The sequence below is a fragment of the Sphingomonas phyllosphaerae FA2 genome (assembly GCF_000427645.1).
GTDB lineage: Bacteria > Pseudomonadota > Alphaproteobacteria > Sphingomonadales > Sphingomonadaceae > Sphingomonas > Sphingomonas phyllosphaerae.
Genome location: NZ_KE386571.1, coordinates 2,523,728 through 2,546,737, shown reverse-complemented (window position 1 = coordinate 2,546,737; position 23,010 = coordinate 2,523,728). Strand labels below are relative to the sequence as shown.

Below are 23,010 nucleotides of genomic sequence, written 5' to 3'. Positions count from 1 at the left end.
TGGGAGAAGTGGGGGGCAACATCGCGTCAACGCCGCCCGCCCGGCCGAAAAGCCTATAGCGCCGCCTCGGTGCTCATCAGCTTGGGGAAGAAGCCCTCATGCGCTGCGCGCAGCGCGTCGAGCGGCACGCAGAAGTCGCCGCCGGCCAGTTCGAAGATGATCCGCGTGCCGATTGTGCGGCCGAGCGGTTCGGCCTCGACGCCGGCGTCGAGCGCCGCTTGCAGGAAATCGAGCAGCGCATGATCGTGGACGGTCACGACGTAGACGCCCTGATCCTCGGCGAACAGCGACGCTGCGGTGTCATAGGGGAGCGCGCGGTCGATCATCGCGCCGATACCGCCCGCCAGCGCCATTTCGGCGATCGTCACCGCGATGCCGCCGTCGGACACGTCATGGACCGCGCCGAGATGCCCGGCGGCGATCTGCGCGCGGATGAAATCGCCCGCGCGGCGCTCCAGATCGAGGTCGACGCGCGGCGGCGGGCCTTCCTCGCGGCCGTGCAACTCGCGCAGCCACAACGACTGGCCGAGATGCCCTTGGCGCGTGCCGACCACGACGATGATATCGCCGGTCTGCTTGAAGGCGATCGTCGCGTTCTTCTGCCAGTCCTTGAGCAAGCCGACGCCGCCGATCGCCGGGGTCGGCAGGATCGCCGAGCCGCCGCCGGTCGCCTTCGACTCGTTGTAGAGGCTGACGTTGCCCGACACGATCGGGAAGTCGAGCGCGCGGCACGCCTGCGCCATGCCGTCGAGACAGCCGACGATCTGGCCCATGATCTCCGGGCGCTGCGGATTGGCGAAGTTGAGGCAGTTGGTGATCGCCAGCGGGGTCGCGCCGACCGCGGTGAGGTTGCGCCACGCCTCGGCGACCGCCTGCTTCCCGCCCTCGACCGGGTCGGCGAAGCAATAGCGCGGGGTGCAGTCGGTGGTCATCGCCAGCGCCTTGCCCGTCCCGTGGACGCGCACCACCGCGCTGTCGCCGCCGGGGCGCTGGACGGTGTCGGCGCCGACCATGTGGTCGTATTGCTCCCAGATCCAGCGGCGGCTGGCGATGTCGGGCGAGCCCATCAGCGCGAGCAGATCGGCGGCAGGATCCTTGCTCTCCGGCACGTCGACCAGCGCCTTGGGCGCAGGGGTGGGGACGTGCGGGCGATCGTAGAGCGGGGCGTCGTCGGCAAGCGGGCCGAGCGGAATGTCGCAGACGGTTTCGCCCTTGAACTTCAGGACCATGCGGCCGGTGTCGGTGACATGCCCGATCACCGCGAAGTCCAGCTCCCACTTCTCGAAGATCGCGCGCGCGAAATCCTCGCGGCCCGGCTTCAGGACCATGAGCATCCGCTCCTGCGACTCGCTCAGCATCATTTCATAGGGGGTCATGCCCTCTTCGCGCTGCGGCACGTCGTCCATGACCAGCTCGATCCCGACGCCGCCCTTCGACGCCATCTCGACCGACGAGGAGGTGAGGCCCGCCGCGCCCATGTCCTGGATCGCGACGATCGCGTCGGAGGCCATCAATTCGAGGCACGCCTCGATCAGCAGCTTCTCGGTGAACGGGTCGCCGACCTGCACGGTCGGGCGCTTGGCATCGGCATCCTCGCCGAAGTCGGCCGAGGCCATCGTCGCGCCGTGGATGCCGTCGCGCCCGGTCTTCGAGCCCACATAGACGATCGGATTGCCGATGCCGGAAGCGGCCGAATAGAAGATCTTGTCGGTCTCGGCGACGCCGACCGTCATCGCGTTGACGAGGATGTTGCCGTCATACGCCGGGTGGAAATTGACCTCGCCGCCGACGGTCGGCACGCCGACGCAATTGCCGTAGCCGCCGATCCCGTGGACGACGCCCGAGATCAGGTGGCGCATCTTCGGATGGTCGGGGCGACCGAAGCGCAAGGCATTGAGATTGGCCACGGGCCGCGCGCCCATCGTGAACACGTCGCGCAGGATCCCGCCGACCCCGGTCGCCGCGCCCTGATACGGTTCGATGTACGAGGGGTGGTTGTGGCTCTCCATCTTGAAGATCGCCGCCTGCCCGTCGCCGATATCGACCACGCCGGCATTCTCGCCGGGGCCGCAGATGACCTGCGGTCCCTCGGTCGGGAGCTTTTTCAGGTGGATGCGGCTCGACTTGTAGCTGCAATGCTCGGACCACATCACCGAGAAGATGCCGAGTTCGACCAGATTAGGCTCGCGGCCGAGCGCACCCAGGACGCGCTCATATTCCTCGGGGGACAGGCCGTGGTCGGCGACGATCTGGGGCGTGATGACGGTCATGCCCGCGCGCATAGCGGGACGGGGGACAGGATGCCAGATGCGGCGTGGTGGCGGGTGGATGTTGGCGATGTTTGCGCCAAACGGGGTGTGGGGGCGGTTGGTTCGCGCGGGGTGGGGTGTCGGCGCGTGTCGAGGGTAGCAGATGTTGGAGAGTGTAGGACAGGCGGTGCCGCGCCCACCGTCGCCCTGCGAAGGCAGGGGCCTATGGCTGTCGCGTTCGGGTGGGCGGGTCGACACAGCAGCGCCGCGTTCGTGTCAGGCCGTTGCGACGGAGGATACAGACATGGGCCCCTGCCTGCGCAGGGGCGACGGTGGAGGGTGACGGGCGACCTCCCCTTTCCGTCATCCCCGCGGAGGCGGGGATCCAGACGCGCGGGTTTCGTAAGAGCCGCGAGGTCAGAGGTTCTGGATTCCCGCCTGCGCGGGAATGACGGGGTCGGGCTTACCTGCGCCGCCGCCGCCGCAAGCGCCTGAGCAGCCCGCGTTTTTCGAAGCTCTCGAACATCTCGCCCGGTCCTTCGGGATCGAGCACCTCGTTGTCGGCCAGCCATTTCTCGACGCCGTTCAGGTCGTCGATCTCATACGGCACCAGCGTCCGTCCGCTTCCGCGCAGCGCCTCGATCGTCGCGATCAGCCCGTCGCGCTCGATCCTTGCGGAAACCTCGTCGATGTTGGCGCCCAGGTGCTCGGCGAGCAGGTCGGCGCGGATCGCGGCGATCGTTTCGGGTTCCTCGGTGATCGTCACGTCGCATTCGGTGTCGAGCCGCAGCGAGCGATTGTTGAAGTTCGACGAGCCGATGCGGATCGCGGTTTCGTCGATCACCGTCACCTTGGCGTGGCAATAAATGCCTTCGCCAGCCGCGGTGACCGGGTGATAGATGCGGAAGCGCCCATGACGGTCCCGCTTGCGCAGTTCGGCGACCAGCCGTGCGCGCGCGGTGTCCATCGCGATCGGCTCCAGCCAGCCTTGCGCGGTGACCGGGTTGATGATGACGATCTCGGGCGGATCGTCCTCGACCAGCCGCTTGGCGATCGCCTCGGCGATCCGGCGCGAGGCGAAATACTGGCTTTCGGCGTAGATGCGCTTCTTCGCGCCCGCGATCAGCGCGAGATACAGCCGCTCGATCTCGAGCACTTCCTCTTGCCCGTCATGCTCGGGCTGGCTGCGCGAGATCGCGACCTCGACGTCGGTGAATTGCTCGGGCAGGCTTTCGGGCCAGCAATCGCTGCCGGACGCGGGCGAGGGCGGGGTGATCGGTGCGCCGCCGGCGATCTCCCAACGCGTCCGGCACAAATCACCGAGCGCCTTCGCGACCGGGCCCTGCAACGCGGTGGTGACGTCGTGCCACGGCTTGTAGCGGAAGCCGTTGGGGGAACGGCGGTGCGGATCGTCGTCGCGGTGTTCGCGCGTGTCCCAGCGCTCGTCGGTCATGTCGATCCCGCCGCAAAAGGCGAGGCAGTCGTCGATCACGACGATCTTCTGATGCTGCGACGCCGCGACCGGATGGTGGCCGTCGAGCTTGAGATGGATGCGCGGCTGGCGCCACCGCCAGTTAAGTAACGTCCACAGCGTCTTGCCTCGGCCGAGCGTCTTCATTGCGCCGGTATCCCAGCGCAGGATGTGGACCTGCAATCCGGGGGTGCGCTTCACCAGCCAGGTAATGAACGCGCCGACGTCGGCAGGCGCCTCGGGATGGTCGTCGTCCCATGCCAGCCGGATGCGCGCGTCGAAGTCCCAGCCGACCAGCAAAATCTGATGTTTCGCCTTCAGCATCGCCTGCCGCGCGGCGCGGAAGTAATTGTCGGCGTCGACGACGGCGGCGGCGCGGGTCGCGCGTGCCACCCGCCAGCGGGTATCGTGCGGCAGCTTCACAGCAGCTCGCGCACGCGCTCGGGCGGGCGGGCGATCAGCGCGCCCTTCTCGGTCTCCACGAAAGGCCGTTCGATGTTGGCAGGATCGTGCGCCATCAGGTCCAGCGCCGCGTCATCATCGGCGACGGCGGGCGCATCGGGGCGCAGCGCGGCGCGCGGTGCGATCCCCGCGCGGGCGCACAGCCGCGCGAGTTCGTCACGCGACGGCGGGGTCTTGAGATACTCGACCACCGTCACCTCGGCACCGGCCCCGGTCAGGAGGGCCAGCGCCGCGCGCGATTTCGAGCAGCGCGGATTGTGGAGGATCGTCGCGTTCATCGCGCCCCGTTTGGCAGGGCGGAACGCTGCGGTCCAGCGATCAGCACGTTGCGGAACGGGCGGTCGCTGCCGTCGAGCCCCTGACCGGCGGGCAGCCCGAGCAGATCGCGCAGCAGCGGGGCGACATCGACATTGTCGAAGGTCGGCAACCGCTTGCCCGCGCGGAACGCCGGGCCGTTGGCGATGAACAATGCGCGCATGTCGGGCGCGTCATTGTCGTAGCCATGCGCGCCGAGCGAAACGGGCTTGGTCGGCGCGGTCTTCAGGATCGTCCACGCGCCGGCGGAGCCGTCCTCGGCAAGACAGAAATACGGGGGGATGCGCGGGTTCGTGCCATAGCGGAAGCGCGGCGGGATCGTGCCCTTGCGCCAGCATTGCATGTGCGGATGCGGGCGCAGCAGCGCGGCGACGACCGCGGCGTCGCGGCCGGGCAATGGTTCGAGCGTGGCGAAGGAGCCGGTTTCGATCACGCGCGCGTCGCTGGCGGCGACGATCGTGTCGAGCGCGACGACGCGGCTGGTGTCGGCGGGGGCCATGCCGTGATCGGAGACGATGACGAGATTGGCGGGCTGACCGAGCGCGGCGAGATCGTCGACCAGCTTCCCGATCGCGTCATCGACCCCCGCGACCGCCTGCAACGTGCGGGGGTCGCGGGGGCCATAGAGGTGCCCGCCGGTATCGACCGCATCGAAATAGAGCGTCACGAAACGCGGACGCGTCTCGGCCGGGCGCCGCAGCCAGTCGATGACGCCATCGACCCGCTGACGGTTGTCGATCGCCATGCTGAACGCCTGCCAGTCGTGCGGGCGCGTGCCGCCGGTCGTGTCGTTCGGCCAGTCCTTCGCGCGCGTGCCGCCCCAGGCAACCGCGGAGCCGGGCCAGAGCATCGTCGCGGTGCGGATCCCGGCGCGTTCGGCCGTCGCCCAGATCGGTTCGCCGCCATTCCACCAGAACGGGTCCTCGGTCGCCATCGTGAAGGTTTCGCCGGGGCGTGCCGGGTCCTCGACGTTGTTGGCGGTGACGCCGTGATGATCGGGGACGAGCCCGGTGACGAGCGTCCAGTGATTCGGCGCGGTCTTCGACGGGAAGGAGGGCCGCATCGCCGCGCTGACGCCGGTGGCGGCGAGCCGCGACAGATTGGGCGTCACCCCGCGGTCGAGGTAATCGGGGCGGAAGCCGTCGATCGAGATCAGGATCGTCACCGGCCCGCGTGCGGCGGTCGGGGCAGTCGGTGCGGCGACTGCGCCCGTGCCGGCCTTAGCGGGGCTGGTGACCGGCGGCAGCGCGGGGGGCGTGTGGGGAAAGGCGCAGGCGGACAGGCTGGCCAGCGCGGCGATCAGGGGAACGCGGAACGACATTCCAGTCCCTTACGCGGCACATCTTGCAGAACAAAGACCCGTTGCGGGGCGGCGGAACGCGGGTGCGGCTTCGCGCTTTGTGAGGGCATGATCCGTGCGCTTCTGCCCTTGCTGTGTCTGTCGGTCGCCGCCTGCAGAAAGGGCGACGAAGACAAGACGCCGCCCCCCGCGCCGCTGCCCAGCGCGACCGCCCCCGCGCCGCGCACCCCGGTGATGCAGGTCACGCCCGCGCCCGGGGCCACGCCTGCGTGGCTGAAGCCGCGCCCGGGGCAGGGGGCCAATCTGCGCGCGCCGCATGCCGACCTGCTGACCGATCCGGTGGTCGAGCGCCGCCCGGCGCGGTGACGCCGGATCGCGGCGCGTCCGCGATCCGGCATGCCGGTCAGCTTCCGCCCGCGCCGGTCGCGACCAGCTTCAGCGTCGCGCCTGACGGGTTGAGCGCGCTCAGGTGGAACAGCAGCCCGGTTTCGGCTGCTTTCGGTCCGAAGAAGACGCCGGCCAGCTTGGACGTGGAATCAGCCGCATAGCTGCCGCTGGCCACGGTGAACCCGCCAAGGCCCGAGAAGTCGAACTTGGCGTCGAGCGTCGTCAGCGGCACGTCCGCCCCGCCATTGACCGGGGTGCCGATCAACGTCAGCCGCCCGGTGACCAGCCCGTTGGCATAATCGATCGTGATCGTCAGCTGGCTGTTGCCGAGCGAGTAGGCGGTCGTCGTGCCATTGGCGGTGACATAGGCCTCACCGGCGACGACGGTCCGCGACAGCGTGACCGTGCCCGTCGTCGGCACGTCAGTGCCGAGCGTCGGAAGGCCGGTGAGGAAGGTGGCGGCGAACGGTCCCGTGGCGTCCTGTGACGTCCACCGTGCGAAGCGAAGGTAATCGAAGCCGCGTCCACCCGCGCTCGGCTGTACCACCGCCAGCGTGTGGCCGTTCGCCTTGGCATAGCGGGTCGTGCCGGCCGGCGCGCTGCCGTCGATCTCGCTGGCGGCAAAGGACTCGGTGGTGGTGCCGACCGTCACGTCGTAGCTGCGATTGGTGGCGTTGTAGCGCAGCGTGGGACCACTGCCGAACGCGTTGAACGACCGGAATTGCGGCGGCGTCGCCGTGACGTTGTAGCTGGCCTGCGCCGTCGACAGCGACGTCTCCCCGGTCAGCTGCGCGTAGGTCGAAGATCCGCTGGAGGCGGTCGGCGTCGGAGTCGGGGTGGGTGACGGGGTGGGGGATGGCGAAGGCGTCGGGCTGGGGCTGGGCGTCGGCGTGGCGGCGGTGGTCGGGGCCGACCGATCGTCGTCGTCGGAGCCGCAGGATGTCAGCAGTAGCGGCAGAAGCAACAGCGGTAGTTTGCGCATTCTCGTCTCTCCCTGTCGTAAAAGGCGCGGCCGTTGACCGGCGACAGGCAAAGACGTTCTGCATCGAGCCGCTTGCCGGGCACCGGATCTTGTTACGGGCGGCAAACGGTGCGATTTCGGGATCGTTGCACGGCCGAAACGCCGGCGATGACCCGAAGTGGTCGATCGTGACAGGGAAGATCAGGCCAAGTTACTGGCGGAATGTCGTTTTGAGCCATTTCATCCGAAATGGCTCGAAAATTCATCTTGTAAGAAATTTCTTCGTGTCGGCGGCGATCGTGGTGACCGCCGCCGATGCCGGCATCACACGTTGAAGCGGAACAGCAGCACGTCGCCGTCGTGGACGACATATTCCTTGCCCTCCTGGCGCAGCTTGCCCGCCTCGCGCGCGCCGGCCTCGCCGTTGAAGGCGACATAATCGTCGAACGCGATCGTCTCGGCGCGGATGAAGCCGCGCTCGAAGTCGGAGTGGATCGCGCCGGCCGCCTGCGGCGCCTTCGAGCCGGCCTCGACCGTCCAGGCGCGCGCTTCCTTGGGGCCGACCGTGAAGAAGGTCAGCAGGTGGAGCAACTCGTACCCGGCGCGGATCACGCGCGCGAGCCCGGTTTCCTCCAGCCCCAGCTCGGACAGGAACTCGCCGCGATCCTCGTGCGGCATCGTCGCGATCTCGGCCTCGATCGCGGCGGAGACGACCACCGCCTGCGCACCCTCGGCGGCGGCCTTTTCGAACACCTTCTGCGACAAGGCATTGCCGTTCGCGGCATCCTCCTCGTTGACGTTGCAGACGTAGAGGACCGGCTTGGCGGTGAGCAATTGCGCCTGATCGAGCACGCGCTTCTCGTCGGCGTCGTTGGTCTCGGTCAGCCGCGCGGGCTTGCCGTCCCGCAGCAGGTCGAGCGCGCGGCCGAGCACCATCGCGCCGAGCTTGGCTTCCTTGTCGCCCTGCTGCCCCTTCTTGGCGAGATTGGGGACGCGCTTTTCGAGGCTTTCGAGGTCCGACAGCATCAATTCGGTTTCGACCGTCTCGGCATCCGCGATCGGGTCGACGCGATTGTCGACGTGCTGGATGTCGTCGTTCTCGAAGCAGCGCAGCACGTGGACGATCGCGTCGACCTCGCGGATGTTGCCGAGGAACTGGTTGCCGAGCCCTTCGCCCTTGCTCGCGCCGCGCACGAGGCCGGCGATGTCGACGAAGCCGAGCTGCGTCTCGATGATCTTGCCCGATCCGGCGATTGCCGCCAGCTTCGACAGGCGCGGATCGGGGACGCCGACGTTGCCGACGTTCGGCTCGATCGTGCAGAACGGATAATTCGCCGCCTGCGCCGCGGCCGTCTCGGTCAGCGCGTTGAAGAGGGTGGACTTGCCGACGTTGGGCAGGCCCACGATGCCGCAGCGGAAACCCATGGGGAAAACCTGTGTGATGAGGAAAGCGCGCCAGATAGGCCAGCGCGCGGGCCGTGGCTAGGGGGCGGTTCAGCCCGCCGCCATCCCCCACAGCAGATAGCCGTTGAGCACCACGATCACCGCCGCGATCACCCACGCCAGCGCCGCCAGCCAGCGCGGCGCGGCGAAGCTGCCCATCAGCCGCCGGTTGCCGGTGTACAGCACCAGCGGAATGACCGCGAACGGCAGTTGCAGGCTGAGCACCACCTGGCTGAGCACCAGCAGGTCGGTCGCGCCGCGGTCGCCCGCCGAGGCGACCACCGCCACCGCCGGCACGATCGCGATCGCGCGCGTGATCAGCCGCCGCAGCCACGGCGCGAGCCGGATGTCGAGGAACCCTTCCATCACGATCTGCCCGGCGAGTGTGCCGGTGACGGTGGAATTCTGCCCGCTCGCAAGCAAGGCGACCGCGAACAGCACGCTCGCCGCCCCAACCCCGAGCATCGGCGCGAGCAGCCGGTGCGCGTCCTCGATCTCGGCGACCTCGAACCGTCCCGCGCTATGGAACGCCGCCGCCGCGAGCATCAGGATCGCGGCGTTGATGAAGAAGGCCAGCCCCAGCGCGACGGTCGAGTCGATCGTCGCCAGCTTCAGCGCCTCGTGCCGGTCGGCTTCGTCGTCGCCATAGGCGCGGGTCTGGACGATCGAGGAGTGCAGGTAGAGGTTGTGCGGCATCACCGTCGCGCCTAGGATGCCGATCGCGATGTAGAGCATCGCCGGGTTGCGGATGATCTCGGGCGAGGGCACCAGCCCCGCCGCCGCGGCGCTCCAGTCCGGGTGGGCCCAGAACAGTTCGAACGCGAAGCACCCGGCGATGACGATCAGCAGCGCAGCGATGAACGCCTCCAGCCGTCGGAAGCCGTAGCGCTGGAGCGCGAGGATCAGGAACACGTCGAGCGCGGTGACCAGCACGCCGTACAGCAGCGGCATTCCGAACAGCAGCTTGAGCGCAATGGCGGTGCCGAGCACCTCGGCCAGATCGCAGGCGACGATCGCGATCTCGGCAAGCGCCCAGAGCATCCACGCCACCGGGCGCGACGAATGCTGCCGGCACGCCTGCGCCAGATCGAGCCCCGCGCCGACGCCGAGCCGCGCCGACAGCGATTGCAGCACGATCGCCATCAGGTTCGACAGCAGCACGACGCTGAGCAACGTATAGCCGAACGCCGAGCCGCCGGCGATGTCGGTCGCCCAGTTGCCCGGGTCCATATAGCCGACCGCGACCAGCCAGCCCGGCCCGACGAACGCCAGCAGCTTGCGCCAGAAGCCCGCGCCCTTTGGAACGGGCACGGAGGCGAAACTGTCGCCGAGCGAGCGAGTGGGGAGCGTCATGCGCCGCGAGGAATGCGGGAGAAGCGCGATGGTTTCAACTTAAGACCGATCGACATTCGTCAACCCACCCCTCTCGTCGCCCCGGACTTGATCCGGGGCCTCGCTTCTTGCCGACGATCGACGAAGAAGCGGGATCCCGGATCAAGTCCGGGATGACAGGAGTGGTGACCTTACTCTTCGTCATTGCGAGCGTAGCGAAGCAATCCAGAGCCGGACCAGGACGCCCTGGATTGCTTCGCTACGCTCGCAATGACGACCGGTGTAGGCATCCCTGTCATCACCCCGCCGCCGAATCCATCCCCAGCACCCGCGCCAAAACCGCCTCGTTCCGCGCGATCAGCCCGGCGTCGCGCTGCCCCGACGCGGTCATGATCGCGCCGTCCAGCGCAGTGTCGATCGGCGAGGGCGTGCGCTCGGGTGGCAGGTGGCGGAGCAGATGCGCCACCGCCGCACGCGCGACGCGGCCGTTCGCGGCCATCTGCGCGACGATCTCGGCCACGTCGACCGCGGCGCGATCGTCGCGCCAGCAATCGTAATCGGTGACCATCCCGACCAGCGCATAGGGCAACTCCGCCTCACGCGCGAGCCGCGCCTCGGGCATCGCGGTCATCCCGATCACGTCGCAGCCCCAACCGCGGTACAGCCGGCTTTCGGCGCGGGTCGAGAATTGCGGCCCTTCCAGCGCCAGATAGGTCGCGCCCTCGGCGACCCGTCCGCCCGCCGCGGTGAGCGCCGCCGCCGCGAACGCGCCGAGCCGCTCGCAGGTCGGATCGGCGAGCGAGACATGCGCGACCAGCCCGCTGCCGAAGAACGAGGCCGGGCGCTGTACGGTGCGGTCGACGAACTGTTCGACGATCGCGAACGTGCCGGGCGGCAATTCTTCGCGCAGCGACCCGACCGAGGAGATCGCGAGCAGGTCGGTGCAGCCCGCGCGCTTGAGCGCGTCGATATTGGCGCGCACCGGAATGTCACCGGGCAGATGGACGTGCCCGCGGCCGTGGCGCGGCAGGAAGCGGATCGCGACGTCGCCGACGCGTCCGAACAGGATCTGGTCGCTGGGAATGCCCCATGGCGTGTCGACGCTGCGCCATTCGGCGTCCTCCAGCCCGTCGATCGCATAAAGGCCGGAGCCGCCGATGATCCCGATGGTCCATTGCGTGTTCATCACTGATCTCCGATAGTTCGCGCCATGCGTATCATGCTCCCCGCCGCGCTTGCGCTGCTCGCCGCCGCCGTCCCCGCGACCGCCTTCGCCGCCACCCCGATCGCCGGTCGCTACGTCACCGAGGATGGTGCGGGCGTCATCACGGTCGGTCCGTGCGGCAGCTTGACCTGCGGCAAGCTGACGACGATCCTAAAGAAGCGCCCCGGCGCTGCCGACACCGACGTCAACAACAGCGACGCGAGCCTGCGCAGCCGTCCCGTTCTGGGAATGCCGATCCTGTCGGAGTTCAGGGACGCGGGCAAGGACTGGCGCGGCAAGATCTACGATCCGCGCAACGGCAAGACCTACAAGTCGATCGTCGCGAAGAACGCCGACGGCACGCTGGCGGTGAAGGGCTGCATCGCCTTCTTCTGCCAGACGCAGACGTGGCGGCCGGCGAAGTAACGTCTCGCCTTCGTCGCCCCGGACTTGATCCGGGGCCCCGCTTCTTGTCGCCAGAAGAAAGAAGCGGGATTCCGGATCAAGTCCGGGATGACGGAGGTGACGACGAGCGGCCTACCCCTCGATCTGATTGCCGCCATGACTGGAGGCCAGCGCGGCGTTGGCGCGGGCGGCGATCAGCGAGCTTTCCTGCCCGCCCGCCGCGCCGGTCGCGATGCCAGCGGAAGCGGTGACGGTGCCGATCGGCTCGCCCGTACCGCGCAGCCGCAGCCGGCGCGCCGCGAACGATTCCAGTGCCTGCTCGGTCAGCAGCCGCACGGTGCTGATCGGGATACCGCGGGTGATGAAGACGAATTCGTTGCCGCTCCAGCGGATCAGCTCTTCCTCCGCGAACGTCTGTTGCAGCGTCGCCGCGAAGGCGTTGAGGATGTTGTCGCCGACCGCGCGACCGTAGCGATCGTTGATCGCCTCCAGCGCATCGACGCCGAACGCCACCACGACATACTCCTCGCCGCCCGCGCCCGCGCGCGCCATCACGTCGCGCGCGCCGCTGCGATTGAGCGCCTGCGTCAGATTGTCGCGATCGTCGCTCTCCGGCGGCGGCGCGGGGACGATATTGTCGCGCAGCTGGATCACCTCGCTGCGCAGCGCCGCCAGCTCGCGTTCGGCATCCGACAGGCGGTCGATGAAGTCGGTTGCGCCGTCCGGCAGATCGGCGGCGTGACCACCACCCGCCTGCTCGACCATCGCGCCCATGTCGCGGCCCAGCGCCTCGGTCAGATGATGCGCGTCGCTGGTCAGCGTGCCGAGTTCCTGCGCCTGCCGCATTACGGTGCGCTCGCGGCGGTCGAGCGTCTGTTCGCGCGGCGGTGAGAGATAGCGTTCGACCAGCGACTGGACGATCGCGGTGGTCAGGCGCAGCCCGCCATCGGTTTGCACCGCCACCGCTTCGGACAATTTCGAGCCGGGTGCGCCGATCACCGCCAGCGCGAATTCGTAATGCGATGGCGATGGATCGAGCTGATGCAGTTCGAGGAAGTTGAGCGCGCGACGCGCGCGATCGAACGATGTCCTCATCACCCCTTCTTCCGCAGCCGTGGCGTCGCCCCTCTATTCGGCAACGTGATTAAAACCGCGTAAATGCGACGCGCGCTCATACCGGCGCGGCGTCGGCACCCGCGCCGTAATGATGCCAGGTGAAGATCGCCGCCGCACCGCGATAGGGTCGCCACGGTTCCGCCAGTTCGCGGGTCAGCTTCTCGCTGGGGCGTTCGGGGTGGCCGAGGATGCGCCCGGTCTCGATCTGCACCGCCAGATCGCCGGCCGGCCAGATGTCGGGACGGCCTTCCGCGAACAGCAGATAGACCTCCGCCGACCAGCGCCCGATCCCCTTCACGCGGACGAGCTGCGCGATCGCTTCCTCGTCGTCGGTGGGCAGCTTGCCGAGATCGAGCCGGCCGCTCAACACCTCGTCCGCCAGGCTGCGGGCATAGCCGGTCTTCTGGCGCGAGAAGCCGCAGGCGCGGAGCATATCGTCGTCCAGCTTCGCGACCACCGCCGGATCGGTGGGGTCGCCCAGCGCCTCCAGCTTGCGCCACACCGCGTCGGCTGCCTTCACGCTCACCTGTTGCCCGACGATCGTGCGCAGCAACGTGGCATAGCCGCGCGCGCGGATGCGTGGGGCCGGATAGCCGACCCGCTCCAGCGCGGCGGCGAAGGCAGGCTCGCGCGCGGCGAGCACGTCGAGCCCGGCGTTGAGGTCGGCGGCGCTCAGCCCCATTGCGCGGGCCATGGCTTGCCGTCATGGGCGGAGCGATTATCGGTGGAGTTCATATGGCCAAGCTTATCGTCGAGACCCGCAACGGGGAAGAACGCGAACTCGAGGGGCAGGCGGGTTTTTCGGTGATGGAGGTAATCCGCGACGGCGGGATCGACGAGGTGCTGGCGCTGTGCGGCGGCTGTTGCAGCTGCGCGACCTGCCACGTCCATGTCGATCCGGCGTTTGCCGACAAGCTGCCGAAGATGAGCGAGGACGAGAACGATCTGCTCGACGCGGCATCGGATCGCGACGCGACCTCGCGGCTGTCGTGCCAGATCGAGTTCGGCCCGGCGCTCGACGGCCTGCGCGTGCGGATTGCCGCGGAGGATTGATCGCGCCACCGTCATCTGCACAAACCAACGTCAATACCGCGCAGGCGGGGATCCAGAAGCGCAGGTCTCTCGATAGAAGCGCAGACGTCAGAGGTTCTGGATCCCCGCCTGCGCGGGGATGACCGATGATATGTGAGCGCGGAGAACCCGTCAGCGCGCGGTAACCGCGTAGAGCGCTATCGCGGCGGCGTTCGAGACGTTGAGGCTCTCGACCTTGCCGGAGATCGGCAGCTTCGCCAGCTCGTCGCAATGCGCCTCGGTGTTCTGGCGCATCCCTTCGCCTTCCGCGCCCAGCACGATCGCGATGCGGCGGCTGGGACCGATGTCGGCGAGCGATTGCTGCAAGGTCTGCGGCGCATGGCCGGTCAGCCCGATCCGCCAGCAACCCGCCTCGGCCATTTCCTCCAGCGCGCGGGCGAGATTGACGACGCGCACCCACGGCACCGTCTCCAGCGCGCCGCTCGCCGCGCGCGCCAGCGCCCCGGATTCGGGCGGCGCATGGCGGTCCTGTGTGATGATGCCCAGCGCGTCGAACGCGGCGGCGGAGCGCAGGATCGCGCCGACATTGTGCGGGTCGGTGACCTGATCGAGCACTACCAGCGGGCGGGGCCGCTCGGGATCGTCGGTCGCGCCCTGTTCGAGCAGATCGCCCAGCCACACGTCCTCGAGCGGGTCGACCTCCGCCACCAATCCCTGGTGCGGTGCGTCGGACGGCACCAGCCGGCCCAGATCGGCGACGTCGGCGAAGACCACCGGCAGCACCGCCGGCAGGTTGAGCGACGACAGTGCCTCGCGCGTGCCCCAGATCTTGCGCACCGTCCGCTCGGGATTGGCGAGCGCGGCGGTGACCGCGTGGCGGCCCCACAGCCGGGGGCGGTTGCCCTGCGCCTGGCTAGGGCGATGACCGCGGCGCGCCATCAGCGGCGACCCCCGCGGGGCGTGACGGCGATCGTTGATAGGCGCATGACGGGTCGGGTCCGTGGTTGTCGACAGGGGATGGGCGGGCGCGGACGCTATGCGCGGCGGCGGCGCGGCGCAACCGTCGAGCAAATTGTTGCGGCATCGCGTCACAGGCGTTGACAGGCCGCCGATGCGCGGGCATTGGGCCCCCTCGCTTTGACAGCGCCGCTCGTGGAAGGGTGGCCGAGTGGTTAAAGGCAGCAGACTGTAAATCTGCCCACGCAAGTGTACGCTGGTTCGAATCCAGCCCCTTCCACCAACCCTTTGTTCCAAAGGGTCCTCCAACAGCCCGATGGTGCCCCCTTTCCCCTCGTGGGAAGACTTGTGCGTTGTACCATATGGTTCCAGATGGAACGCATGGAGCGCGGCGATTCTGGGGGCATTTTGGGGGCACAGCCTAAATCGGCTGGGGGCACCGCATGCTGACGGATGTAGCCTGCCGGAAAGCGCCGGCGAAGGACAAGCCGTACAAGCTGGCCGACGCGCACGGCCTCTATCTCTACGTGCTGCCGACCGGCTTCAAGTCTTGGCGCTGGAAGTATCGCATCGGCGGCAAGGAGAAGCGGCTGGTCTTCGGATCCTATCCGACCATAACGTTGGTGAAGGCGCGCGAGATGCGCGAGGATGCCGCGCGCGTGCTGCGCGAGGGTGCCGACCCTGGGGTGAGCAAGCGACAGCGAGCCGCCGAGCAGACGGCGCTGGTCGGCAGCACCTTCGAGAAGATCGCGCGGGACTGGCATGCCAGCCAGAAAACGGGCTGGTCGGCTCGCTACGCTGCGATCGTGCTGAACAGCTTCGAGAACGACGTCTTCCCTCGCATCGGCAAGCTGCCGATCACGGCGGTCACGACGCCGCTGGTGCTCGAGGTGCTGCGGCCGATCGAGGCGCGCGGCGCGGTCGAGACTGCGCATCGCGTGCGTCAGCGGATCTCGGAGGTCTTTGCGCGCGCGATTGGCGCGGGGATCGCGCCGGCCGATCCGGCGGCGGTCACGAAGCGCGCGCTGGGGCGCAAGACCAAGGGCAAGTTCCCGGCCGCGCGGACCGTCAAGCTCGCGCAGGCGGTGCTCGAGGAATCGGAGAAGCAACCCGGGCAGCCCCTGACGAAGCTCGCATCGCGCCTGCTGGCCCTGACCGCGGTTCGCTCAGCCACGTTGCGCAACGCGGAGGTGAGCGAGTTCGAGGACCTGGACGGCCCAGCGCCGATCTGGCGCGTGCCGGCGGCGAAGATGAAGCTGGGCGTGGAGTGCAAGCAGGACGATGCCTTCGAGTTCATCGTGCCGCTGTCGAGGCAGGCGGTCGAGACGGTGAAGGTGGCGATCGGCTTCTCGGGCAGGGATGCGACGGGGTTGATCTTCCGCAGCGTTCGCAACTCGCGCCGGCCAATCAGCGACAGCACGTTGAGCAAGGCGTATCGGGAGGCGGGGTTTTCGGGCGTGCACGTCCCGCACGGCTGGCGAGCGACCTTTTCCACGGTGATGAACGAGCTGGTGAAAGAGCAGGGCAGGGGCGACGATCGCGCCGCGATCGACCTTATGCTCGCTTACATCCCGGCGGGGGTGGAGGGCGACTACAATCGCGCCGCGTACATGCCGCGCCGGCGCGAGCTGGCGCAGGAGTGGGCGAATCTGCTGACCGACGGCTTGGCGCCGCCGGCGTCGCTGCTCGAGGGCAAGCGCCAGCACGCCTGACGATCGGAGGCCGCGCGTGACCGCGGCCTCGATAGGGCGCCAGACGCGCCAGCTCACCAAGGGCTTCACCGCTCGCCTCACGGGCAAGGCGGAGCGCGGTGCCGACCGCAAGGTCCGCCGCGGTAGCGTTGATGTCGCTGATCGCCGCGCGCGCGTGTTCCAGCCGATCGGCGACGGTACGACGGCCGGCGCGATGGGGTGGATCGACTGCATGCTGAAGGTCGTCGCGGAGTGGGACAACGAACAGCGCGCCAAGGGCGGGGCTCGACCGCTCGGCCTGCATGGCTTGCGCGTCCTCGAGGCGTTGCTCGGCCGACACGGCAAGATCGCACTCGACTTCAAGAGCGGCCGGCTGGATCCGGCGCTCGATACGATCGCGCGCGCCGCTGGCGTCACGAAGACCACCGTCGTGCGGGCGCTCGCGCGGTTGAAGGACATGAAGATCCTCGACTGGATTCGCCGCTCCGAGCGGACCGGCAACGACGGCGTCTTCGGCCCCCAGCGCCGGCAGGTGTCCAACGCCTATTTCTTCACGCCTCACGAGTTGCCTGCGCGCGTCGCCCAACGGCTGCGGGATCTGCTCGCACGAAAGCGACTTCGGCGGACGGGCACCACGCCAGCGGCCTCGCCGGCAGCGACGGCTGAGCCGTCGTGCCCAGATCTGCGCGGCACGCTCGCCCGGATCAAGGCCGGGATCGCACGCCGCGATGAAGGGGTGAACGCGAGTCCACCATGCGGTCAGTATCCCCTCTCAGGGGTTCAAGGATAAGAGGAATGGGATCGCTAAGGCGATCCCATGCACCAATTTGTGATCCCCCAACGCCGATAAGGCCCACCCCCTCCACTCGATCGCCAAGTTCCGGCAGTCGAGCGTGGCGGCTTGCGCCGCCCCGGGCTGCCTGGGGGGATGAGCACGGACCGTGCCACCCGCCCCCGACCGCGGCGCTTGCGGCGCGGTCAATTGATCAGGATCTCGGCCCATTCCTCGAAGATGCGGCGACGCGGCGCCAGATGCTGGGCCCGGTTGTACGCGCCCTCAACCTTCGCGGTTGTCCCGTCCTCGTGCTTCAGCACGTGCCCGAGCGCCTGGTCGATAACGCCGCGATCGCCCGGCCGACGCTCGTTCATCACGGTGGAGAATGTCGCGCGCCAGCCGTGCACGACATGGCGGCCGGCAAAGCGGGTCCGCCCGTACAGCGCGTTGATGGTACCCTCACCGATCGGCGATCGGCCGTCGCGACCGGGGAAGATCAGGCGATCGCCGTGCAATTTTGCATCCTCCCGATGCATATACGGCGCGCGCGCGGCGCGCAGCACCACAACGGCCGCCGGCGCGAGCGGCACCAGATGATCGTTGGCGGCATCGAGCTTCTTCGTCGCCGCCAGCTTCATCCGCGTCGCGGGGATGCGCCAGACAGGCGCGTCCCCGTCCAGCTCCTCGATCTCGCACCAGCGCGCGCCGCGCACCGCCGCCAGGCGCACCGCGGTGAGCGCCAGGAAGCGAGACGCGAGCTTCACCGCGGCGCCGGCGTCGACCAGCTCGGCCGCGGTGAGCAGCGCGCGCGCCTCCTCGACCGTCGTCAGCGCCGGGTGATGGCGCGCGGCCGGGACGCGCGCGAGCGCGCGGCCGACGATCGCCGCCGGATCCGCCAGGGCCCAGCCCTCACTGACCGCAAGCGCGAACACGTCGGAGATCCGCTGGCGCACGCGCCGCGCCGTCTGGATCGCGCCGCGCTTCAGCCCTTTCGGCTTTTCAATTGCGCGGATGATGCGCAGCACCGCCGGGGCATCAATCGCGTCCAGCTCGTCGGTGCCGATCGCCGGGAACACGTAGCGCTCAAGGCTGGCGAGGACGTCGGCCGCGTGCACCGCGGTCCAGCCCGCGAGCTGTTGCGCGTGCCAAGCGCGCGCGGCGCGCTCGAACGTAATCACCGCCGGTGCCGTTCGCGGATCCACGCCCCGGCCGAGCTGCTCGCGTGCCGCTTCAGCCCGGGCCCGGGCGGCATCGAGCGAGATATCCGGCCATTGGCCGATCGTCAGCAACTGCTCCTGCCCCGCAAGGCGAAAGCGCCACCGGAACGACTTGCGGCCGGTCGGCGCGATAAACAGGTGCAGGCCGCGCTCGTCGTTGATCTTGTAGGCGGACGCGCGGGCGCGCGCCGCCTTAACGGCAGCGTTGGTCAGCATGATGATCCTCGGAGATTGAGGCGTCGACACCGGCTGCTGAGGCTGGCCGGGATGACGCAAGAGCAAAAACAGAGCCCGGCTGCGAGCGCGCGCGCGATCGCCGAGTCGTTGGTCCCACCTGCGATGCACGGGGTGGAACGGGAGGAGCGTTGGGACTGTGTTGAGAAGCTGACCGACCCGACGATCGCCGACGCGGATCTACGCGCTCACTACCTCGCAAACGGCGGCGTCGTCGGCGAGCCGATGCAGGACGCTCTCGCGACGGCATGCATGATCCGGCAGATCGATAACTGAGCCACAACCCACTGGGGTCGTGCTTTCAGGCGGAAAACGTAAGATGACCCGGGCGGAGCGGCCTGTCGCAAGGAAAATAAAGAGAGCGGAGAACGCGCAAAGGATGTAGAATCCGTGACGCGATGCTCGTGAAAAGCTCTTGGGCTCAGACCGTCGCGGTAAAGGGGCGAAATTATGAAGCGAATCAGCACTTTAGCGGCGGCACTGTTTGCCGCGTCCGTCACCATGACCTCGCCGGCGTCGGCGACCACCATCACGTCGTTGTCCGGCGGCACTGCTGTGCCAATTTCCGCCGTAAATCGGAAATCTACGACGGCCACTCAAACGATGGCCGCCGGCATAACTGCTGATCCGCGGACCAGTTTTACCTACGGGTGGACCGATAATTACTACTTCGAGCCCAACGGGCAATGGAGCCCGGGAACGCCGATGATTGGCTTGGACCTCGCTGATGGTTCATTCGACATCAACTTCGCCAATCCAATTACCGCCTTTCTGGCGCAGGTAAACTGGGGTGGTTATAGTTTAAAGAATGCTACTATGGCCGCCTACAATTCTACTGGACTTTTGCTAGAGTCGTTGACGCTAGAGAGTGGCGGGGTCAATCAGGTGGCGCCTGGATACCATGGTTTCAGCCGATCCGCCGGCGACATCGCAACTGTGCGTTTCAGCAACGAGTTTATCGCCATTCGCAAAATTACTATTATCTCGAATGCTACCGGGGCTGTGCCTGAGCCCGCGACCTGGGCAATGATGATAGTAGGCTTCGGAATGGTCGGCGCTTCGATGCGCCGCCGCAAGATCTCAGTCCGCTACGCGTAACGTCAGCCCGCATCGGATCGTAGAGCCGCCGATGAGGAGTCGGCGGCAATCTTAGCTTCAGATACCAATTGGCGCGTTAACGAGGCGGAGCATCCATCTGCCTCGTTCGGCAGGTAGTTGAAGGTGAGATCCGTCAGCTCGACAAAACCGAGGAATCAAATTTTCCTGGTTGCGGTCGAGCTTACCCCGATCTTCAGTCGACCGAGGCGGAGGTGTCCTCCGCCTCAGTCACCCCGAACAATGCAATTCCTGAGGTGCGGGGGCGGGGTTCGAGCAAACCTTACCCATGCAGTGCCCACATTCGGACGCAGGCGGCTGTATTGAAATGGAAATATTAGCGCGGTGTCGCGCTTGCAGTTGCGTGCTAACGAGGAGCGCTCGACGCGCTTCGTGACGGGCCTCAGGGGGAATCGAAATGATGCGCTTCATCGCAGCTGCTGCACTAGCCGGTACAATCGTCGCGATGCCGGCTTCTGCTGCACCGTTCTTCTTCGACTTCGTGTCTAAAGATCCCGCTGAGAGCGTTAGCTTTACGCTAGACAGCGATCCTACGCCATCCAATGTCTACGGCACCTATTTTCAGATCTTAGGTGTACCTCAGAAAACTTGGGCGGGCGTATCGACAGGAAGATTGAACTTTTTTTCGGGAAGCGGCCAAGGCGGATTTCTTTCCGAGTACTCGGGAGCCAGTACAGCAGGAACTGTTCTTTTCTCCGGGACGTTGAGCAAGCCCTCCTTTATCGCGGGTACTTACAACTTGAGGGGTTTCGGCTCCTCCTCAGGCGGATCGTTGACGATTACTAACCTTGCTGCTTCTGTGCCCGAGCCAGCATCTTGGATGATGATGATCCTCGGCTTTGGTGTTGTGGGCTACGCCATGCGCCGTAAGACGGTTTTGCGTTTCGTTTAAGTCGCTTAATCAGCAAGGCGCTTGAGGCGAACAGAGGCGGAGGTATACTCCGCCTTCGTCAGTAAGCGGCTGGCAGAATTCGGTCATTTTTCGTTGGTTCGGCTGGGGTCTATACCCCGGCCGATAACCCATGATCGTCGGCCGAAAAGCCGCTTCCTACCCGCGAAGTCGGCGGCGTAGCTCGTTCCAGCCGCGGTCGTCGCGCGGTCCGAAGTCGCTGGTCGGATTGTCACCGGTCAGGCGGATGCGCGGATGCCGCGCGCCGCAGCGGCTGCATTTCAGGTGATCCCCGATCATGTGCATCCGCCCGTTCCATTGGTGGGCGAAGTAGTATTTCGTCAGCTTGGGCCCATCGAGGATGCCGCGATGCCCGCAGCGACACGTCAGCGCGACGTTGCCGCGGCTGGTCAACTCCATCAGTGTCTCGGGTCGCCAGTTGGCGCTCATGGCTTAAAATCGGTCGGCACGCACCGACGCAAGCAAATGTTGGATCGCTATGGCAAGGACGGCAATTGCCTCAAATCAATCATGTTTTTGTCATCTAGAGGATGTGCCTGATTGAGCAACCAACAGCATATGTTAATGGCCGATGGCAGGCGCGCCGGGGGCAACGGCGCGGCGTCAAAGGGGGGATCGATAACGGCATGCGTCAACTTTACCTCGACGACCAGAAGCTCGCCGACATTGTTTCAGCAGAACAGATCATCGCCTCGGCTCAGTCTCTTGAGGAGCTGCGACCGGCGTTGGTAGCGATCTGCCGCATCATCAAGGATCCCATTGTCGAGTCGATGAGGGACTCCGACATTATCCTCGGCCGGGGTCAGCGCGCCCTCGATTGAGGGCGCGGCGACATCGCGTCTGCTGTTGGGCAGCGCTCCAACCAATCACGGCAGATTGAACGCCGCGCGTTGCGCGTAGGCTAACGCTGCCAGCGCGGCCTGACCGGCGCCGTTCAGGTGGACGGTATCAACCACAGAACCGTCGCTCGCCAACGACAGATACTCCGGGCGGATCGTGTTGGTCGTGATCGAGCCGCCGGCGCCGACGATCGCCCGGCCGTCGAAGGTCGGGACGCCGCGAGCCTTCGCCGCATCGATGTACGCGACAGCCTGCACGTTCGGCGCGGTACCCATGCCTTCGCCGGCGCGCGGGTAAACCAAGATCGGCGTGATGCCGCACTTGTACGCCCAGTCGAGGATGTGGTCGGCACGGCGGAGATCCCCGGCGATCGTGCTGGTGCCCGAGCCTTCGTTGACGCTCCACGGCTTGAAGAAGAGGTGCGTGACGCCGACCGCGCAGTCACCGAGCATCAGGCCATTCAGCGCGCGCTCGTTGAAGTTGCCCGACACCTGCCCCGCCATATGCCAAGCTGCAAAGCCGGTGGGGTTACCGGCCGCGGTCATCTGCGCGGCCAGCGAGCGCGTCATGCCGCCGATCGTCCCCGGCGAGCAGTTGACGGCCGTCGAGCCGCAGAAGCCCTGGTCGAGGCTGTCACCGGCGGACGCGATCGTATAGATGCGCTGACCGCGCAGGTAGTAGATCACCTCCACACCCGGGCAGAAGCCCTGCGCCCCAACGAGCGGCGCGGCCACGCCCGAGGCGGTGCTCGCCACGTCGCCACTGATATAGCCGCACATGGCGTCCGGTAGCAGCGCCTGCCCCGGGTTGGCGAAGCCTACCTTCAGATTGTTCAGCTGCGTGGAGATCGGGGCGTTTGCGGCCGCGAACTCCCGCACCATGAGCAGTGGCGGAACGCCCGGCTGGTCAGTCCGAGCGACCGACGCGAGCGGGATGATGTCTGAGTAAGTCACACCCTCGATCGTGTTCGGCGCAGTGCCGGAGAAGCCCGACTGAAGCACAGTGGCGGCACCGCCGCCCGGATTGCGCGGGTTGCGCGGGCTGGTGGTGCCCCAGGTAACGGTCGTCGGCGTCACCGCCGAGCCACCCACCGTCGGGTTCACGCTGTCACCGACGGCGTCGGGTGCGGCGACCGTGAACTTTACCGCGTTGGTGCTGTCATTCGACGTCGCCGACATCACCAGCTGGATGGCGTCGTACTCCGCCGGCGCGCGCACCAGCATGTGGAACGTCACGTTCGACACACCCGACGCCATGCTCGACCCGAGCACGCGGAAGCGGGAGACCGGCAGCGGGCGCTGGCGCATGAACGACGCCGGGACAACGCGCTTGCCGGCCGCGCCGCGAATTTCGATTAGGTCGTCGCCCGCCGGAGCCGACTGGCCCGGAAGGCCGATCACAGCCGGGTTGACGGCGATCGGCGATTGCGCGGCGGCCGGCAGCGCGGACAAGGTAGCGAGCGCGAAACCCGCCTGCTGGAACAAGCTCTTCATCATGGTCTCCTCTTGAATTCGAGGCCGCTCAGCGCGGCCAGGCGTCCAGCAGCAGCTGGCGTTTGTCGTCGCAGCGGAAGATCTCCGCCCAGGCGGCGCG

The 23,010-nt window shown here is 67.4% G+C and carries 23 protein-coding genes and 1 tRNA gene; 10 read left to right on the top strand and 14 right to left on the bottom strand.

Going from position 1 to position 23,010, the window contains the following annotated elements:
• Positions 1-53 precede the first annotated feature (53 nt).
• The 4 genes from purL to SPHPH_RS19710 all read right to left on the bottom strand — a co-directional run bounded on the left by purL (position 54) and on the right by SPHPH_RS19710 (position 5,818).
• Complete coding sequence (gene purL / locus SPHPH_RS0112335; RefSeq protein WP_028966956.1) at positions 54-2,270, bottom strand: phosphoribosylformylglycinamidine synthase subunit PurL; 2,217 nt, start codon at positions 2,268-2,270, stop codon at positions 54-56.
• A 442-nt stretch (positions 2,271-2,712) separates the two neighbouring features.
• The gene (locus SPHPH_RS0112330) at positions 2,713-4,143 is read right to left on the bottom strand and encodes a phospholipase D-like domain-containing protein (RefSeq protein ID WP_028966955.1); all 1,431 of its coding nucleotides are present in this window, start codon (positions 4,141-4,143) and stop codon (positions 2,713-2,715) included.
• A complete protein-coding gene (locus SPHPH_RS0112325) occupies positions 4,140-4,460 on the bottom strand; it encodes an ArsC/Spx/MgsR family protein (RefSeq protein WP_028966954.1) in 321 nt (106 codons plus the stop codon). The genes SPHPH_RS0112330 and SPHPH_RS0112325 overlap by 4 nt, the downstream gene beginning before the upstream one ends.
• The gene (locus tag SPHPH_RS19710) at positions 4,457-5,818 is read right to left on the bottom strand and encodes an alkaline phosphatase family protein (RefSeq protein WP_051272994.1); all 1,362 of its coding nucleotides are present in this window, start codon (positions 5,816-5,818) and stop codon (positions 4,457-4,459) included. The genes SPHPH_RS0112325 and SPHPH_RS19710 overlap by 4 nt, the downstream gene beginning before the upstream one ends.
• 87 nt (positions 5,819-5,905) lie before the next feature.
• On the opposite strand from SPHPH_RS19710, the gene SPHPH_RS19705 reads away from it, so the two are divergent.
• A complete protein-coding gene (locus tag SPHPH_RS19705; protein ID WP_037488535.1) occupies positions 5,906-6,163 on the top strand; it encodes a hypothetical protein in 258 nt (85 codons plus the stop codon).
• 37 nt (positions 6,164-6,200) lie between these two features.
• Here the strand turns inward: SPHPH_RS19705 and SPHPH_RS0112310 are convergent, their stop codons facing one another.
• The 4 genes from SPHPH_RS0112310 to SPHPH_RS0112295 form a co-directional block, all read right to left on the bottom strand.
• Positions 6,201-7,166: a HupA family protein gene (locus tag SPHPH_RS0112310; RefSeq protein WP_028966953.1), complete on the bottom strand. Its 966-nt coding sequence runs from the start codon at positions 7,164-7,166 to the stop codon at positions 6,201-6,203.
• Positions 7,167-7,469: 303 nt separating this feature from the next.
• On the bottom strand, positions 7,470-8,570 hold the full coding sequence (gene ychF / locus SPHPH_RS0112305; protein ID WP_028966952.1) for a redox-regulated ATPase YchF: 1,101 nt from the start codon (positions 8,568-8,570) through the stop codon (positions 7,470-7,472).
• Positions 8,571-8,639: 69 nt separating this feature from the next.
• Entirely contained in the window at positions 8,640-9,941 is a 1,302-nt protein-coding gene (locus SPHPH_RS0112300; RefSeq protein WP_028966951.1) for an Nramp family divalent metal transporter, read from the bottom strand.
• Between the two features lie 277 nt (positions 9,942-10,218).
• Positions 10,219-11,106, bottom strand: a complete 888-nt coding sequence (locus tag SPHPH_RS0112295; protein ID WP_028966950.1) for a phosphorylase family protein — start codon at positions 11,104-11,106, stop codon at positions 10,219-10,221.
• A gap of 24 nt (positions 11,107-11,130) precedes the next feature.
• Between SPHPH_RS0112295 and SPHPH_RS0112290 the strand changes: the two genes are divergently transcribed.
• Positions 11,131-11,550, top strand: a complete 420-nt coding sequence (locus SPHPH_RS0112290) for a DUF2147 domain-containing protein (protein WP_037488534.1) — start codon at positions 11,131-11,133, stop codon at positions 11,548-11,550.
• Between the two features lie 111 nt (positions 11,551-11,661).
• Here SPHPH_RS0112290 and SPHPH_RS0112285 read toward each other — a convergent pair whose 3' ends face one another.
• Positions 11,662-12,624 (bottom strand): GGDEF domain-containing protein, encoded by a 963-nt coding sequence (locus tag SPHPH_RS0112285; protein WP_028966948.1) that lies wholly within the window; start codon positions 12,622-12,624, stop codon positions 11,662-11,664.
• A gap of 76 nt (positions 12,625-12,700) precedes the next feature.
• Positions 12,701-13,327: a DNA-3-methyladenine glycosylase family protein gene (locus SPHPH_RS0112280; RefSeq protein WP_028966947.1), complete on the bottom strand. Its 627-nt coding sequence runs from the start codon at positions 13,325-13,327 to the stop codon at positions 12,701-12,703.
• Between the two features lie 53 nt (positions 13,328-13,380).
• Here SPHPH_RS0112280 and SPHPH_RS0112275 point away from each other — a divergent pair, with 53 nt between their 5' ends.
• Positions 13,381-13,698 carry a 2Fe-2S iron-sulfur cluster-binding protein gene (locus SPHPH_RS0112275; protein ID WP_028966946.1) on the top strand — a complete coding sequence of 106 codons (318 nt, stop codon included), beginning with the start codon at positions 13,381-13,383 and terminating at the stop codon, positions 13,696-13,698.
• Positions 13,699-13,848: 150 nt separating this feature from the next.
• Here SPHPH_RS0112275 and rlmB read toward each other — a convergent pair whose 3' ends face one another.
• Complete coding sequence (gene rlmB / locus SPHPH_RS0112270) at positions 13,849-14,616, bottom strand: 23S rRNA (guanosine(2251)-2'-O)-methyltransferase RlmB (protein WP_028966945.1); 768 nt, start codon at positions 14,614-14,616, stop codon at positions 13,849-13,851.
• A gap of 215 nt (positions 14,617-14,831) precedes the next feature.
• Here rlmB and SPHPH_RS0112265 point away from each other — a divergent pair.
• The 3 genes from SPHPH_RS0112265 (at position 14,832) to SPHPH_RS20525 (ending at position 17,115) form a co-directional block, all read left to right on the top strand.
• Positions 14,832-14,917: transfer RNA gene (locus SPHPH_RS0112265), tRNA-Tyr, on the top strand.
• A 160-nt stretch (positions 14,918-15,077) separates the two neighbouring features.
• Positions 15,078-16,346 (top strand): tyrosine-type recombinase/integrase, encoded by a 1,269-nt coding sequence (locus tag SPHPH_RS0112260; protein ID WP_028966944.1) that lies wholly within the window; start codon positions 15,078-15,080, stop codon positions 16,344-16,346.
• Positions 16,347-16,362: 16 nt separating this feature from the next.
• Positions 16,363-17,115, top strand: a complete 753-nt coding sequence (locus SPHPH_RS20525) for a hypothetical protein (RefSeq protein WP_051272993.1) — start codon at positions 16,363-16,365, stop codon at positions 17,113-17,115.
• A gap of 188 nt (positions 17,116-17,303) precedes the next feature.
• Here the strand turns inward: SPHPH_RS20525 and SPHPH_RS0112250 are convergent, their stop codons facing one another.
• Positions 17,304-18,533: a tyrosine-type recombinase/integrase gene (locus SPHPH_RS0112250; RefSeq protein ID WP_028966943.1), complete on the bottom strand. Its 1,230-nt coding sequence runs from the start codon at positions 18,531-18,533 to the stop codon at positions 17,304-17,306.
• Between the two features lie 51 nt (positions 18,534-18,584).
• On the opposite strand from SPHPH_RS0112250, the gene SPHPH_RS0112245 reads away from it, so the two are divergent.
• The 3 genes from SPHPH_RS0112245 (at position 18,585) to SPHPH_RS20855 (ending at position 20,559) form a co-directional block, all read left to right on the top strand.
• Positions 18,585-18,827 carry a hypothetical protein gene (locus tag SPHPH_RS0112245; RefSeq protein ID WP_028966942.1) on the top strand — a complete coding sequence of 81 codons (243 nt, stop codon included), beginning with the start codon at positions 18,585-18,587 and terminating at the stop codon, positions 18,825-18,827.
• 174 nt (positions 18,828-19,001) lie between these two features.
• Positions 19,002-19,649, top strand: coding sequence for a PEPxxWA-CTERM sorting domain-containing protein (locus SPHPH_RS21590; RefSeq protein ID WP_238303070.1), 648 nt, complete (start codon positions 19,002-19,004; stop codon positions 19,647-19,649).
• A 415-nt stretch (positions 19,650-20,064) separates the two neighbouring features.
• Positions 20,065-20,559, top strand: coding sequence for a PEPxxWA-CTERM sorting domain-containing protein (locus SPHPH_RS20855; RefSeq protein WP_081668621.1), 495 nt, complete (start codon positions 20,065-20,067; stop codon positions 20,557-20,559).
• A 156-nt stretch (positions 20,560-20,715) separates the two neighbouring features.
• On the opposite strand, the gene SPHPH_RS0112230 is transcribed toward SPHPH_RS20855, so the two are convergent.
• Positions 20,716-21,006: a hypothetical protein gene (locus SPHPH_RS0112230; RefSeq protein WP_028966940.1), complete on the bottom strand. Its 291-nt coding sequence runs from the start codon at positions 21,004-21,006 to the stop codon at positions 20,716-20,718.
• A gap of 197 nt (positions 21,007-21,203) precedes the next feature.
• Here SPHPH_RS0112230 and SPHPH_RS0112225 point away from each other — a divergent pair, with 197 nt between their 5' ends.
• Entirely contained in the window at positions 21,204-21,398 is a 195-nt protein-coding gene (locus tag SPHPH_RS0112225; RefSeq protein ID WP_028966939.1) for a hypothetical protein, read from the top strand.
• Between the two features lie 45 nt (positions 21,399-21,443).
• Here SPHPH_RS0112225 and SPHPH_RS0112220 read toward each other — a convergent pair whose 3' ends face one another.
• Positions 21,444-22,910, bottom strand: a complete 1,467-nt coding sequence (locus tag SPHPH_RS0112220) for a hypothetical protein (RefSeq protein ID WP_156026003.1) — start codon at positions 22,908-22,910, stop codon at positions 21,444-21,446.
• Positions 22,911-23,010 lie beyond the last annotated feature (100 nt).

Excerpts from the sequence above, each read along its gene's own strand:
- purL (WP_028966956.1), bottom strand. The coding sequence starts at position 2,270 with ATGACCGTCATCACGCCCCAGATCGTCGCCGACCACGGCCTGTCCCCC.
- SPHPH_RS0112325 (WP_028966954.1), bottom strand. The coding sequence starts at position 4,460 with ATGAACGCGACGATCCTCCACAATCCGCGCTGCTCGAAATCGCGCGCG.
- SPHPH_RS19710 (WP_051272994.1), bottom strand. The coding sequence starts at position 5,818 with ATGTCGTTCCGCGTTCCCCTGATCGCCGCGCTGGCCAGCCTGTCCGCC.
- SPHPH_RS19705 (WP_037488535.1), top strand. The coding sequence starts at position 5,906 with ATGATCCGTGCGCTTCTGCCCTTGCTGTGTCTGTCGGTCGCCGCCTGC.
- SPHPH_RS0112310 (WP_028966953.1), bottom strand. The coding sequence starts at position 7,166 with ATGCGCAAACTACCGCTGTTGCTTCTGCCGCTACTGCTGACATCCTGC.
- ychF (WP_028966952.1), bottom strand. The coding sequence starts at position 8,570 with ATGGGTTTCCGCTGCGGCATCGTGGGCCTGCCCAACGTCGGCAAGTCC.
- SPHPH_RS0112300 (WP_028966951.1), bottom strand. The coding sequence starts at position 9,941 with ATGACGCTCCCCACTCGCTCGCTCGGCGACAGTTTCGCCTCCGTGCCC.
- SPHPH_RS0112295 (WP_028966950.1), bottom strand. The coding sequence starts at position 11,106 with ATGAACACGCAATGGACCATCGGGATCATCGGCGGCTCCGGCCTTTAT.
- SPHPH_RS0112290 (WP_037488534.1), top strand. The coding sequence starts at position 11,131 with ATGCGTATCATGCTCCCCGCCGCGCTTGCGCTGCTCGCCGCCGCCGTC.
- SPHPH_RS0112285 (WP_028966948.1), bottom strand. The coding sequence starts at position 12,624 with ATGAGGACATCGTTCGATCGCGCGCGTCGCGCGCTCAACTTCCTCGAA.
- SPHPH_RS0112280 (WP_028966947.1), bottom strand. The coding sequence starts at position 13,327 with ATGGGGCTGAGCGCCGCCGACCTCAACGCCGGGCTCGACGTGCTCGCC.
- SPHPH_RS0112275 (WP_028966946.1), top strand. The coding sequence starts at position 13,381 with ATGGCCAAGCTTATCGTCGAGACCCGCAACGGGGAAGAACGCGAACTC.
- rlmB (WP_028966945.1), bottom strand. The coding sequence starts at position 14,616 with ATGGCGCGCCGCGGTCATCGCCCTAGCCAGGCGCAGGGCAACCGCCCC.
- SPHPH_RS0112260 (WP_028966944.1), top strand. The coding sequence starts at position 15,078 with ATGCTGACGGATGTAGCCTGCCGGAAAGCGCCGGCGAAGGACAAGCCG.
- SPHPH_RS0112250 (WP_028966943.1), bottom strand. The coding sequence starts at position 18,533 with ATGCTGACCAACGCTGCCGTTAAGGCGGCGCGCGCCCGCGCGTCCGCC.
- SPHPH_RS0112245 (WP_028966942.1), top strand. The coding sequence starts at position 18,585 with ATGACGCAAGAGCAAAAACAGAGCCCGGCTGCGAGCGCGCGCGCGATC.
- SPHPH_RS21590 (WP_238303070.1), top strand. The coding sequence starts at position 19,002 with ATGAAGCGAATCAGCACTTTAGCGGCGGCACTGTTTGCCGCGTCCGTC.
- SPHPH_RS20855 (WP_081668621.1), top strand. The coding sequence starts at position 20,065 with ATGATGCGCTTCATCGCAGCTGCTGCACTAGCCGGTACAATCGTCGCG.
- SPHPH_RS0112230 (WP_028966940.1), bottom strand. The coding sequence starts at position 21,006 with ATGAGCGCCAACTGGCGACCCGAGACACTGATGGAGTTGACCAGCCGC.
- SPHPH_RS0112225 (WP_028966939.1), top strand. The coding sequence starts at position 21,204 with ATGCGTCAACTTTACCTCGACGACCAGAAGCTCGCCGACATTGTTTCA.
- SPHPH_RS0112220 (WP_156026003.1), bottom strand. The coding sequence starts at position 22,910 with ATGAAGAGCTTGTTCCAGCAGGCGGGTTTCGCGCTCGCTACCTTGTCC.